9 protein-coding genes and 1 pseudogene are annotated in these 13,304 nt (G+C 66.6%); 6 read left to right on the plus strand and 4 right to left on the minus strand.

All coding sequences use genetic code 11. The features are described 5' to 3' along the window. The first annotated feature begins 911 nt into the window (after positions 1 to 911). On the plus strand, positions 912 to 1,229 hold the full coding sequence (locus ACZ6I3_RS19675; RefSeq protein ID WP_469416361.1) for a DUF6082 family protein: 318 nt from the start codon (positions 912 to 914) through the stop codon (positions 1,227 to 1,229). Between the two features lie 147 nt (positions 1,230 to 1,376). On the opposite strand, the gene ACZ6I3_RS19680 is transcribed toward ACZ6I3_RS19675, so the two are convergent. Together ACZ6I3_RS19680 and ACZ6I3_RS19685 are read right to left on the minus strand one after the other, a co-directional pair. Then, positions 1,377 to 1,523, minus strand: coding sequence for a hypothetical protein (locus ACZ6I3_RS19680; protein WP_469416037.1), 147 nt, complete (start codon positions 1,521 to 1,523; stop codon positions 1,377 to 1,379). Positions 1,524 to 3,752: 2,229 nt separating this feature from the next. After that, positions 3,753 to 3,911, minus strand: coding sequence for a hypothetical protein (locus tag ACZ6I3_RS19685; protein ID WP_469416039.1), 159 nt, complete (start codon positions 3,909 to 3,911; stop codon positions 3,753 to 3,755). A 659-nt stretch (positions 3,912 to 4,570) separates the two neighbouring features. Here ACZ6I3_RS19685 and ACZ6I3_RS19690 point away from each other — a divergent pair. The 3 genes from ACZ6I3_RS19690 to ACZ6I3_RS19700 all read left to right on the plus strand — a co-directional run bounded on the left by ACZ6I3_RS19690 (position 4,571) and on the right by ACZ6I3_RS19700 (position 8,734). Beyond that, the gene (locus ACZ6I3_RS19690) at positions 4,571 to 4,873 is read left to right on the plus strand and encodes a hypothetical protein (RefSeq protein WP_469416041.1); all 303 of its coding nucleotides are present in this window, start codon (positions 4,571 to 4,573) and stop codon (positions 4,871 to 4,873) included. Then, the gene (locus ACZ6I3_RS19695; RefSeq protein WP_469416042.1) at positions 4,870 to 7,257 is read left to right on the plus strand and encodes a helicase associated domain-containing protein; all 2,388 of its coding nucleotides are present in this window, start codon (positions 4,870 to 4,872) and stop codon (positions 7,255 to 7,257) included. The genes ACZ6I3_RS19690 and ACZ6I3_RS19695 overlap by 4 nt, the downstream gene beginning before the upstream one ends. 532 nt (positions 7,258 to 7,789) lie before the next feature. After that, positions 7,790 to 8,734, plus strand: coding sequence for a hypothetical protein (locus tag ACZ6I3_RS19700; protein WP_469416044.1), 945 nt, complete (start codon positions 7,790 to 7,792; stop codon positions 8,732 to 8,734). A 551-nt stretch (positions 8,735 to 9,285) separates the two neighbouring features. Here the strand turns inward: ACZ6I3_RS19700 and ACZ6I3_RS19705 are convergent. Further along, a pseudogene (locus ACZ6I3_RS19705) lies at positions 9,286 to 9,672 on the minus strand (DUF6415 family natural product biosynthesis protein). 308 nt (positions 9,673 to 9,980) lie between these two features. On the opposite strand from ACZ6I3_RS19705, the gene ACZ6I3_RS19710 reads away from it, so the two are divergent. Together ACZ6I3_RS19710 and ACZ6I3_RS19715 are read left to right on the plus strand one after the other, a co-directional pair. Continuing rightward, a complete protein-coding gene (locus ACZ6I3_RS19710; RefSeq protein WP_469416046.1) occupies positions 9,981 to 10,868 on the plus strand; it encodes an HAD family hydrolase in 888 nt (295 codons plus the stop codon). 117 nt (positions 10,869 to 10,985) lie between these two features. Then, positions 10,986 to 11,615, plus strand: a complete 630-nt coding sequence (locus ACZ6I3_RS19715) for a hypothetical protein (protein WP_469416047.1) — start codon at positions 10,986 to 10,988, stop codon at positions 11,613 to 11,615. Between the two features lie 452 nt (positions 11,616 to 12,067). Here ACZ6I3_RS19715 and ACZ6I3_RS19720 read toward each other — a convergent pair whose 3' ends face one another. Continuing rightward, positions 12,068 to 12,619, minus strand: coding sequence for an EF-hand domain-containing protein (locus tag ACZ6I3_RS19720; RefSeq protein WP_469416048.1), 552 nt, complete (start codon positions 12,617 to 12,619; stop codon positions 12,068 to 12,070). Positions 12,620 to 13,304 lie beyond the last annotated feature (685 nt).

Below are 13,304 nucleotides of genomic sequence, written 5' to 3' on the forward strand. Positions count from 1 at the left end.
GCGGAGCGGGTCCTGCGGCGCTGACGCGCCGCAGAATGACGCCCTCCGCTTCGCTTCAGGCGTGACTCCGCTGACGCTCCGCCATATTCCCGCGCAGGCACGGGAATTGAATTCCGCAAGCGGAATTCTAGAAGCAAGTCAATTCGCGCAAGCGCGAATTGAGGACACCCGCGCAAGCGCGGGTGTCGAAGCTGGCAGCAAGGAGTGCGCATCACGAGCGGTCTTGTGTAGCGGCTGTATACCCTGCCTACCACCCCCCACAAGGGGGGTGACGGATCGTCGGCCCGATCGAACGCCGGCCGACGTCACAGAGACCAGGCTCCGCTACGCTCCACCCGAACCCATCGCCGGTCATCAAAGTCTCCCACGGTCAACCTCAACAACACTCCCAGCGTGCAGAGCAACCAGCCACGACGAGGTAGGATTCAGTCACGTATCACTCCGCAAGGGGAAGTTGCCACGAGAAGATGCATCAGTGATGCACTGTGTAAAATCTGGTACCAGCAGCAGCACACCCCTCAGCCCCCTCGCCTCCGGATCCCACTTTTTCTGGTACGCGTCAATTCCAAGAAAATGAGAACACGAGAAATTGCCATGGACCCGGATAGCCCCACAAGTTTTAGACCATGCGTTTAATTTGCGATGCATTAACGCTGAAAACTCACAGGAGTATAGCCCCACCCAAATCAGAAGGATCACCGCGAAGTGAACGATTGTTAGCAGCATTCGCAGTGCAGACGTTGGGCAAGGCGTCGGAGCGTTCGACCCTCGCTTTTCTCCGTGCGCCTCCTCTCCACCTCCCCGCCGATCAGAGCCGCTCGGCACCCTGGCAGACGGCAAGCGCCGCCCATTGCTCGCCGGGTCCCTCTTCAATCGACCCGCACCCCGACGACCGACGGACGGCCTCCTGAATCGGGGGTTGGCATGACCACACGGAAACACTCTGCGGGGAGGCTGGCCTCCGCCCCGTTGGCCCTCCTCGATGCCACCGCGGGTGCAGCGCTCGGAGACTCCGCCCTCGCTACGGTGATCGACACCTACGACAGGAGCCGGCGGAGCGGCGTCGCCAGTTCTTCTACGCCAACGCCTGGTACGTCCACGTCCACCTCTTCCACCTTTACTGGGCGGAGGCCCCGGACCGGGAAGAGCTCCACCGGCATCTGCGGGAGTTCTTCCAGACCCGGATCTTCCGCCTGGGACGCCTCACAGCACGTGCGTGCCTCCCTTAACGAGACATCCGAAGAGGCCCAGATGGGGGCACGTGGCCAATGGTCTCGTCAGGAACCTCGACGAAGCTGACACGGAAGAGTGGTGGGTCGTCAGCGATCCGCGCAGCAGACGCGGCGGTGACTCTTTGCCATCCAGGCCAGCAGGTCTCACTGACACCCTTGATGCCCGCCTGCCTGGCCGCACGTCGGATGCGCGGCGAACTCCGCGAAATCGTGCCGGAACGTTTCCGGACCGCCTGAGTAGGCGGTCCTCAGCCAGTCGGCCTGCTCGAAGGAGCCGTTGGTCTCGATCATGGCGAGAACGCTCGACGTGAGCCCCAGCGCCTCGGTCAGGGTGGACCCGCTGCGCAGGTGCTGAGCACCGGTTCGAAGGTCCGCACCGGAAACCAGCAGCCCTGTGTCTTCCGCCGGCCGAAGACGGCCAGCAACCAGTCCGCGTAGGGGGGCGGGCGCCAGCAGGCTTCGGTGGCAGCCTGTCCCATCTGGAGTAGGGCAAGAGGTAGTCGATGTGGGGCGAGTCGAGAGCGGTGATCGAGTCATGCACGGCGACGGGGTCGTTCGCCACGTCCATGGTGCACAGCGGCCCGCGAACGGGTGACGGTACTTCGGCTCCTGGAGCAGGAGGATGTGGCGCACCGGTACGCCACCAGGTCATTGGAGACGGACGGGTTGCCCTCCCCGATGCGGATGATCTTTGGATGCGACCAGTCGACTGCGTCCGCGGCATCGTTGCGCTGTGGCACGAGATGTTCTTCAGTTCATGCAGACAGCGGCTCATCAACCCCGCTGGGAAGTCGCGTTCACTTTGTAGTGGTGGTGACCTGCCGGAGGGAGCGCATGTGATGCGCCAGTGCCACGGGACAGCGTAGCGCTCTCTCTCCAAGGCGTGCAGGCGGTCGTGGTGTAGTTCGATGTCGCTCTTGTCGAAGTCGTCGACGAGCAGCATGCGCGTAGAGCCGGCAGGCAACAGCGCCGTGCTGAGCGGCCCGACTCAGAACATCGCCGTGTGAGGAGAGTGCCGTTGGTGTGCACGCGCAGACCGACACTCGTCTTGGCGAGCTCTATTGGGGCTTGGCCGATCTGGTTGGGGCGCCCGGTAGGGACCCACCAGACGATGTCGTACTCGGGCTGGTGCCGGTCGGCGTATTCGGTGACCAGCTGGGTCTTGCCCACGCCGCCCATGCCGTGGAATCGCCTGCGGCAACACGGTGGGGCGTGCGTTGCGCCACCTGTGGGCCCGGTGCTCGTAGACGTAGCAGTGGTCGCGGGCGAGGTTGCAGCGGCTGAGCGCCTTGAGGACGAAGTGCGCGGAAGATACTGGGCCAGAAGACGGCTATTGGGAGGGCACCGTGCATCAGTGTCCTCCCAACATCGCAGGTCAAGGGGTCAGTTCTTCGGGCGTAGCTTGTGCAGCACCAGGATGCCCGAGCATGCGAGGCCAGCAAGTCCTCCCGCCGCGCCGGCCGCCAGGGACTGGCCGATCGCCAGGAGCACGACTCCTGTGCTCCCCAGCGCCACAGCACAGGCCCCCAGGGCGCAGTTCACCACTGTGATCAGCCGGCTTCGACGCCTCGCCGCCGCGGTCTCGCGCTCGGCGCATTCAGGACACTTAGCTGTTCGAGGCGTGGCCTGCGGCGAACTTTGTACGAAACGCTCCAGCTCAGGGCGCTGATCGGCGTCGGCGAGCATCTCTGTGATCCGGCGGAGCACGGGGTCTTCGCCTGGGGGGTCGACTTGCGAGACGGATGTCCTGGTCACTGGTTCCTCGAGCTCTCGATCGGTCTGGTGGGTGTGAAGACGGCCTGGCTTACGCGGACGGCCCCCGGTGTTGCTGACAGTGGAAGGTGTCGCCGGGAGCACAACGTAAGTCTGTCCGGAGAGTAGCGCGCCTTGCGGCACGCGATGGTGCCCTGCCGCAAAGCTCATCCACGGTGAACGTTACTGGCGATCGTGGGGATCCTGGGATCCCAGACGCGAAGTTCTAGTGGGGCCAGGATCGTTGCTCGAAGAAGCGCCGAACTAGTGCAGCGCAGAGAGCCCTTGACGGTCGGTTGGTTTCCTCCCAAGGGGATTCATTGGGCACCGGCGCCCTCTATATCGTTGGCCGCCGAGAGGCCGTCGAGCTTTTCATACTTAATTCTGTGTTCAGCTTGAAGATTCGCCAGGAGAACAGCGCTTACGCTCTCAATGAATTTCATTTGGGAGAATCTTAATTCGCTACACCGCTGCTTCTGCGGTCGCTTGCTCTTCTCCCTGGGCCTCTCCGCGGCCCCAGCGTTCAAGATCCACAGAGCATAGAATTGACATGGACACGATCAATCGAGGTGAGTTGGTGATCTCAGTCGGCCTATGCCCGCAGCACGCTGTGGGGGCGGTACGCTCCAGGAGAGCTCTCTTGGTTGGTTTGTGTGAAGACGGCCGCGCAAGCAGTGCTCGACGCGGACGGCTTCGGGGGCACGACTGTGGAAGGTACGTGCTCACCGAAGCCTCCGCACTATTTCCCGGGCGGGGACCGTGCCTCGGTCACTGCTGTTCCTCGTGGTAAGCGTCGTCCCACTGCTCCGGGCCGTAGCCGTAGTCGGTGGGGTCCTCCCGCCCGTAGCGCGTCTCCTCCACCGCGTCCTCCCAGCAATTCCCGCACAGACCGGTACTGCCGTCTGCCGCGTCGCTGGACGTCCGCACCGGTCACATGGGGACCAGGGCAGGGAAGGCAAGAGAACAGGCGAAGCACATAGAGACTGCACCCACGAGTTCGCTGAGGATCCGGACCCCCAGCCGAGCATCCACTACCCGCACTGAGGGCAGGTATTGAACTCGCTCGGTTCATCCTGACCCGCTGCTCAGAAGAACGACAGCAGTTCCTCCGGCTCCCCGCGGCTCGCGCAGAACCGGCACGAGGCGCTCGGCTCTCCGTGCGAGCCGGCCACCTCCTTCTCACTGTGCTGACCGGCCGTCCGTAGTCGCGCCGTGCTGGTCGGACTGAGCGCAGCTGGCCATCGATGCCAGTGCTGCGCTCGTTGATCGGCCGACAGCGCGAACGATCGGGCAAGGCGATCTTGAATGGCCTAGGTCATCCTCATAACCACGGATCACAAATTGCTTGGGCAGATCGTGACCGACCCTGATTGCTACTGGCTCCAACCGTTACACAGGGAACCGGGGCAGGTGTTGGCGCGCCTGCTCACGTGAAGCCGATCGCCATGCCTTCCGGGGCTGGCCATCGGCTTCACCTGTATCCGCACACCCAGGAGCGCGGTCCTGGCAGGGTGTGCCCGTGATCGAAGCAGCGGTCGGCGTGGACGGCGCCGCGACAACCCTGGTAGGCGTGGTTCGGGTCTTGGTTGACCCAGCGGCAACAACGGGCCGCTGCTGCAGAGGCGGAGCGCGAGCAGCGGCTCGCGCAGATGCAGCAGCTGGTCATCGCGGTCTCGGAGATGATGACGGCGCGCACCCTCTACCAGGAGACGTGGCTGAGCCGTACGGCGCGGTGGCGCGTGGGCGGGATGGCCTCGATCGAGTCCTGGTCCGCCTGGCGCATGCAGGGCGGCAGCCGGGCTACAACCATGAGTAGGCAGAGCGCCTGCTCCGTCGCTACCTGGCACTTGATAGACCGGGGGGTCCGGGAAGACAGGGGACGGCTGTGAAGCTGCGTGACCATCAGATTGAGGCCGTTGACGCCATCGTCCGCGGCCTCGACATCCCGCCCGGGGGGATGCCCGCGGCCGGCCTGCGCGGGCAAGTCCATGCGGCGTGCGGGACGGGAAAGACCATCATGGCCGCGGCCGCAGCGCGGCGGATGGTTCCCCGTGGGCGGGTGCTGGTCCTGGTGCCGACCCTGGAGCTGCTGGCCCAGACAGCTGCGGCGTGGCATGGGGCCGGGCATCGGGGGCCAGCGGTTGCGGTGTGCTCGCTTCAGGACGACCCGGAGCTGTGGAACCTGCGGGTGCGGTCCACCACCAACCCGATCCAGTTGGCCCTGTGGCACGGGCAGGGACCGGTGACCATCTACGCGACGTATGCGTCGCTGGGTGTTCTGGCGGAGGCTTTCGAGGGCGCCTACGGCCAGAAACTTGATCCACTAGACCTCGCCGTAGTTGATGAAGCCCACAGGAGTTCGGGCTCGATGGGTAAGGCGTGGGCGGACATCCACGACCAAGCCGTCATCCCGGCCTACCGCCGGCTGTACCTGACCGCGACGCCGCGGATCTGGGAGGAGCGGCTCAGCCGGGAGGTCGCCGAGGGGGCACGGGACCCGTTGCCGCGGGAGATGGCGGCCTCCATGGACGACGAGGCCGTGTTCGGGCCGGTTCTGTACAAGGTGTCGCTGGCGTCGGCCGTGTCCCGGGGTTTGCTGGCGAGGTATCAGATCATCGTCCTCGAGCTCCAGGACCCCCTCGTCACGCCCGAGCGGCTAATGGGTGAGGAGCGGGGCAGCGAGGAAGTGCGCGGGCAGCGGCTCGGGGCGCTCCAGGCCGCGCTCCTGCACACCATGGCGCAGCACGACCTGTCGACGTGCATCACCTTCCACCACCGGACGATGGAGGCGCAGGCCTACGCGGAAGGCCTGCAGCGGGTGGCGGCCAAGCTGCACGCCAACCAGCCGGAGGCGTACCCGAGGCGGATCTGGGCCGACTGGCTGTGCGGCGAGCACGCCCCCGAGCGCCGGCGGGAGGTGCTGGGGTCGTTCGGGGACACGGCGCAGCGGGCCGTGCTTTCGAACTGCCGCGTTTTGGGCGAGGGTGTCGATATTAGAAGCGTGGATTCGGTTGCCCTACTGGATCCCAAGGGTGCCCCGCACGACATCGTTCAGGCCATCGGCCGGGCGCTGCGGCAGCAGCCGGGCGAAGGGAAACTCGCCTCGCTGATCGTGCCCGTATTCCTCCAGCCCGATGAAAAGCCGGAGGATATGTTCACCTCCGGCTCGTACCGGCCGTTGGTGAAGGTATTGACAGGTCTACGGGCTCACGATGAAGAAGCCATCGAGTTGCTCGCGATTCCACAGGAACCTCAGAAGGACGTTGCGCAGCCCTCGGTGAGTATCGGTACGGAACCGGAGGAAGGCGAGGAAGAATCCCGCCTGTTGCTTCGGTTTGCCGCACCGAGGGATCCCGTGATGGTCGCGAACTGGGTGTCGTTCAACGTGATCGATACGGAGCGGCAGGACTGGGCGCGCGGCTGGGCAAAGCTGAAGGCGTACGTCGAGCGGGTCGGGAACGCGAGGGTGCCGTACGGACACCGGGAGGGCGCGACACCGCTCGGGCAGTGGGTGGCAGAACAGCGGAGGGCTTTCGGGGCTGGGGAGATGAGCGGACAGCGCGCGCAGCGGCTGGAGCGGCTCGGCATGGTCTGGTCCATGGCGGATGAGCGCTTCCAGGAGAACCTGGAAGCCGCCCGCGTCTACTACGAGCAGGCTTTCAGCCTCTGCGCTCCGCGGACGGCCACAGCGCTGGACAGGCCGTTGGGGATGTGGCTCGCGAATTTGCGGCGGCCGGGTGCGCTGGACGGCCACCCGGAGTGGCGGGCAGCGCTGGAAGCCATCGACCCGGACTGGAACCCGGCATGGCCGGCCGACTGGCAACGCCACTACGCCGCCCTGCGCGAACTGCTGCGCGACGAACCGGGCACCGAGGTTCTGCCCGGCGTGACAGTTGCCGGCCAGGACGTCGGGCGATGGCTGCTGCGACAGAGGCAGCCAGACGTGTGGGAGCAGCTCACGGACGGCCAGCGCCAGCGCGTGGAGCAACTCGGCATCCAGCCCCTGCCCGCGGAACTCAAGGAGCCCGCTAAGGCCTCCAAGGGTGCCTCAGGGGCGTTCGAGCGGGGTGTGGCGGCCCTGGCCCAGTACAAGGCTCGCACCGGCTCCTTGACCGTCCCCCGAGGGCACACAGAGACGATCACGGTCGACGGCCAGGAACATACTGTGCGGCTTGGGGTATTTCTGTCGAACACAAAGTCGAGGCGGGTCAAGCTCACCGCGGACAGACTCGCTCAACTCGCCGCCCTCGGATTCGACTGGGCGGCCGTGTAGCCGCGCGTGGGAGGCTGCGCCAGAGGGTCCGTGCCGGACACAGACGGCACGGACCCTCTGCGCATCGCGCGGCGACCTGGCCGGAGCGGGCCGCAATCGGCAGCGGGTGCCGGACTGTCCTGTTGATTGTCCCGGCTCGAAAAGCGGGGGCTCCGTCCCAGCACCGCCGCATACCAACGATCACTGGAAGTGCACCGGGCGCAGCGCAGATGACACGACCTGATCAGCCCAGGTCAGAACACCCGCTATTGATCACAAGCGCTGTTCCTGGACATCGCGCGGCTGGAAGCGCTCGGGCTGGAATGGGCGGCGGCGTAGCCGCGTCGGGGGCAACGGAGGGTCTGTGTCGGAGCAGTCGGCACGGACCCTCTGCGCATCAGGCGCCGGCTCTTTGAGCGCGGGTGATTGGCGCGTCGAACAGGATGGGTGTGGCGCATGTCACAGCAACGGTTGCAAGATTTATTGCCGGACCCGGCTGATCCCGAGCCTAGGTAGAGAAGCCCCATTTACCTCAACTCAGGAGGAGCCCCGAGTGAGCAGTCGGGTCACATCAGAGGCCGCCACGTTCGAAGCCGAGGTTGCCGCGGTGTTTGAATCCCTGGAGCAGGCCATGGAGTCGTATGAAGCGGCGTTCGAACGTAGTGATGGGCTCGTCTGGCGTGAGCACGTTGCTTCGCTGACCTTCCACATGATCGAGAAGGTCAGGACGTGCATTTGTGACTTGCGAGCCATCGTCAAAGAGGGCCGCCCTGTCATGGAAGAGACTGGCTACCTAAGTATGGAGAACTTTGAGGGGACTGTCCTCGCTCCACTGGCTTCAAAACTGATTGTCGGCATGCTGCTCAAACTGGACAGGGTGCTCCGTCGGCCGTTCCTGGTGCGCCCAGTTGAAGCGCAGACCGCGGCGCTGATTGCACGGAACGCTGCCATCGAAGGAGACAGCGGCACTGTTGATGCATTCAGCAGGAAGGCGCTCGGCCTGAAGCACCCCGCCCGCTGGCGTGAAGCCGTGGAGATGGCGCTGCTTGGGGACTGGGTGGCGTCGCTGGGCACCGGTATGGCCACCAAGCCGTACGTCCATGACCTGTTACGGCGCCATACTCGTGCACAACACCGCTATCTGCAGCCGGTGTGGGAGAGAAAAATCAACGGAGAGCCAACGGTTCTTCTGGCGCAGCCCGTAGACGAGGCGAGAACTATCGCAGACCTGCTGGTCGAGTACCGGACGCCCGAGCAGGATCTCCTGTCCAAGCAGAGAGATATTCGGGTGTCCACGGTGCTGCAGCACCTGAGTGCTGAAGAGCGGGCGATGGCGCTGGCGTGGGCTGAGCATGGTGGTCACTGGCCTGTAGTAGCCAACGAGCTCGGCCAGGAACGGAAGTTCGGGGAGAGGGTGCGCTGCAAGCTCAGCAGACTGGGCAAACGCCACGCCGACCGGGCTGCGGAGGCCGAGCGCACCAAACGGAGAATGCGGTGAACGTGCTCTCCGCCGCGTTGTCCGAGTTCCTTGGCAGCTTGGTCAGCGGGCTCGTTCTTGGGGTGGCGGGCTCGTTCATACGCCGCCGTCGCGGGAGCCCCGTTCAGCCGAACCCAGAACGCAACGACACTCCGTCCGACTGATGATGTCCCCCTTGGCCGGGCCTTCCAGGAACTCCGGCCAAGCAGGTGCAACCAGGCAGGACCATCCGGGCAGCTCGTCTGCCCGGCCCCGCCGTCGCGCGAGGACACCCGGGGGCGCCCGATCCCCTCGCCCGCACTCGGCTGAGCTGTCCCACCCCCCACCGACCTCGCTGGAGGAACCCCACTGGGGCCACAACAGCGAGGGCGAGCCGATCGCGTGGGTGGGCAGCGCTCCGGACGACTGGTAGCGCCCTCGGGCTCAACTGGGCGGCATCCTGGCGCTGTCTGGCGGCCCCCGGGCGCTGTGTGGCCCCGGGGGGGGGGCTTTCGCTGCTCTGGGTCAGCGGAATCACACTGGCGTGCGTGTAGGCACTGGGGTCTTGCCTTGGGCCGCTCGCCCTCTTCGGGCTACGTGGCGGCCGGGAGGGGTTCGGTGAGGCGGTCCAGCCGCGTGTAGAGGGCCCGTACGAGGCGGGCGCGGTTCTGGGCGCAGCGGGCGGTGCCTTACAGCGGGGCGGACAGGCGTCCGCCGGCTTCGCGGAGGACGACGTCGGCGAGGGCGCCGCGGCCGTCGCCCTTGGGCAGGGCGGCGGCGTGGCGGCGTACGTCGGCGGCCAGCACGCGGGCGTGCCCGGTGAGCTGGAGGGCGATCTGCTCGTAGTCGCGGCGTGCGAGGTCCGGGTTCTTCCACGCCAGGACGGCGGCGACGAGTGCCTCGTGCGGGGCGCGGTCCAGGGGGAGTCCGCCCTCGTTCAGGCCGCGCGGGTCGTAGAGAACGAGGCGGGTGTCGCTCATCGGGCGCCCGCCGCGCCGTCGTGGTCGCCGGTTTCGGCATCGAGGGCCGGGGCGTCGAGGAAGCGGGCGTACCCGCGGTCGGCGCGGGCGAACAATGCCGGGGAGGGCCGGCCGAAGGCGGGCTGCTGGAGGCCAGAGCCTTACGGCGGAGGGGCCGGCGAGTGTTCGTGCGCTCATGAAGCCTTCAAGCCAGCCCACCCCATATGGGGACTAAAGGGATCATCCGGTTTGAGATCGTCCGAAGATCGGGGAAGGTCATGGGCTGAATGCCCTATCTACCGGGGTGACCGCCGTGCCGAGGAGTGCCCATGCCCGAGAAGGTCCTCGCGAGCTGGAAAGACGGCTCGGCCAGGCAGGCGATCGTGGACTTCGTGACGGCCGCGACGACGCCGGGGCCGGCCTTCGTCGAGGTGGCCGACCGGATCGCCACCTTCGACAACGACGGCACCCTGTGGGCCGAACAGCCCCTGCCCCCGCAGTTCGACTTCGTCTTCCGCACGTGGGAGGAAGAGGTGAAGGCCGACCCGTCACTCGCGGCGCAGCAGCCCTACAAGGCGCTCATCGCCAAGGACCCGGAGTTCTTCAAGGGCCTGGCGGCGCAGGACCCCAAGGTGGTGTCGACGCTGCTGGAGGCTTTCACCCGCTCGTGGGCCGGCACGACGCCTGAGGAGTTCGACGCGCAGGTGCGTGAGTGGACCCGGACAGTGAAGCACCCCACGCTCGGCATCCCGTACGTCGAGCTGGTCTACCGTCCGATGCTGGAGCTGTTCGACCTCCTGCACGCGAACGACTTCCGGGTGTTCGTTTGTTCGGGCGGCGGCCGCGACTTCATGCGCGTGTTCGCCGAGGAAATCTGGAAGATCCCCAAGGAGAACGTCATCGGCTCGGCAGCCGCCTACACCTACGCCGACGGGAAGCTCGTCCGCGACCGTACCCTTCTGGGCAGCCTGGACCTGGGCGCGGGCAAGCCCGAGCACATCTTCGCCCATACCGGCCGGCTGCCCGTCCTCGCGGGCGGCAACGCCGACGTGGACATCGAGATGCTCCAGAGCGCCCGGTTCGCGCTGCTCGTCAACCACGACGACCAGGAGCGCGAGTTCTCCTACACCGCGGGTGCCGGGAGGTCGCTCGTGAAGGGCGAGGAGCTCGGCTGGACCATCGTGAGCATGAAAAACGACTGGGCCACCGTGTTCTGACCGGGAGGCCGCATCGTGACCTGACGGCCATCGCCTGCCCGGACGAGAACCTCCGGCGGTCCGGGGCGACCATCAACCAGCCGCTTTCGCTTCTCGTGGAGTCCCATGAACGACCTCATGGCAGTCGACGTCCTGCTCCATCCGGACGACAGCATGATCGCGCTCGCGAAGCAGGTCAACGCGCGCATGCTCACCAGCGTCCCCGCACCGACGGGGTTCGCCCTCGACAAGCACCATCAGCCGCACATCACCACGCTGCAGCGCTACGTACGGACCGCCGTCCTCGACCAGGTGTACCCGGCGATCGGCGACGTGGTCGCCTCCGTGGACCTGTCGGCCCTGACGCTGACCACCCACAGCATCGCCCACATGGAAGTGCAGCCCTCCATCGGGCTGGCCGCGATCGTCGTCAAGCCCGGGCCCCAGGTCCTCGACTTCCAGGCACGTCTCATCGACGCCCTGCGGCCCTACACCGGCAGCAACGGCACCGCGGACGCCTACATTCGAACCGACGCCGAGCCGGACATCAACGCGGCCACCCTCACCTACATCGAGAACTACGTCCCCGACCACAGCGGGGAGAACTATCTCCCCCACGTCACCGTCGGTCTGGCCACCCTCACCGACCTGGAAACCATCGAAGCCGAGCCGCCCGCCCCGCTCACCTTCTCGACGCGCGGCATCAGCATCTACCAGCTCGGCAACAACGGCACCGCAGCCAGAGCACTCATGAGCTGGGGCGTGTAGCACGGCGGTCCGCCTCGGCCTACAGCCACTTCCTGCGGGTTCCCCAGGTCCTCTCGGCGAACACGCACACGAAGTCGCAGACCCACGCGTAACAGGCCCGTCGCCACCCACTCGGTGGAGCCGACCAAGGTCCTCAGGAGTTCATCGGCTTCCTCGCCCTGCAGGACCAGGTCCGCGCACTCCACCTCCACCCACACCATGGGCGATCCCTCACCACCGGTGCTCGGGGCGACCCCGACGAACCGTAACGTCATCGCCTACTCCCCCATCGAGCTGGTTGCGCATAGTTGCGCACTGACCGTCCCGCGCCGGTGCGACGGCGGGCAAAACCCGGGAAGCCAGCTCTGAAGCCCTGCGAGGAGGAGCACGCAGAGACGGCCGCCCGCTGAAACTGGGTTCCAGGGGCGGCCGCGGGAGGCTTCCGGCCAAAGCGAAGAGCGCCTCGAAGCAGGTCAGACGCGCCCGAAGAACAGGCTGCCCGGTGCGTTGGGGTCGTTCGAGAGGAAGTGCTCACGGATCGCGCGGATGAACTCCTGGCGCGAGATCGCGCCGTCCCCGTCGGTGTCCAGCTTGGTGAAGGAGTCCATCGCGTCGGGCGCGTCGCTCTTCCATACGTCTTTCAGGAAGCGGGCGAACTCGTCCTCGCTGATCTCGTTGTCGCCGTCGACGTCGATGACGTCGAAGATCGCGTGGCCGCCGCCTTCGGTGACGTTGAGCCGGCTGGTGTCGATGGCCGCGAGGCGGTTGGCCGTGACGAACTGGTCCTTGGTGAGACGGTCCCCGTCCACGCCCGCGTGGCGCAGCAGTTCCATCCAGTAGTTCAGGCAGAAGATCTGCAGTGCCCTGGCCCGGCGGTCCATCTTGTCGAGCTTGTATGCCTGGATGTAGCGGTCGGCGAGCTTCTGGTAGTCCGACCAGTCCAGGTAGCCGTCGTGGTTGGCGTCCCACGCGTCGAATGAACGCTCGAGCTTGGTGGTGATGTTGTCCTGCACTGCGATGGTCATGGACCGTGTCCTTCCGTGGTCTTGTCTCGCGGGCCTCCTCAGCGTCGGGCAGGGCACAGGGCACGGCATGCCGAAGAGGGCCGAACCACGCGGGTGACCACCCGATGTAGTGATCATCTGCCTGCGGTGCGCCGTACGCGCGGGGCGGGCCCGGTAGACGGTGCCCTCACCGACGGTGTCGTGCACGCCGATTCCCCTGATGTCGCTGCCGGGCTGCGCTCGCCGGACGGCGACACTGATCACGCGTATGCGGTCCAGGTCCTGTTCCCCGTACAAGCACGATCGTGTCCTTCTCCGGTGACCGGCCGGTGACCAGTGGCCTCCGGGGAATCGCAGGACCCCGGGGGCCACGTCGAACACCGCCTGGTCGCCGTCACCGCCCGCTCCAACCGGCAAAGGCCGACAAGGACGTCGCGCAGTGGCTGCCGCCCCATGAACCCGACCGCTGCCGCTAGGTCACCGAGTGGTCGGCGTGAAACCCGCTTTGACCTGTGCGTCGACACCGCGGAGAAGAAGCCCCTGACCGGCCTCGCCGAGCAGTGCCCAACGTCCCCCTCCCCTGACACCCCGCCACGCGCACGTCTCGCTCCGGGGAGCGGGCGAGGACCTGCGGTGGGGGGGGGGGGGGGGGGGGGGGGGGGGCGGGGCAGGGGGGGGGGGGGGGGGGGGGGGGGGGGGTCTGGCG

This window comes from Streptomyces sp. NPDC041940 (genome assembly GCF_055589465.1).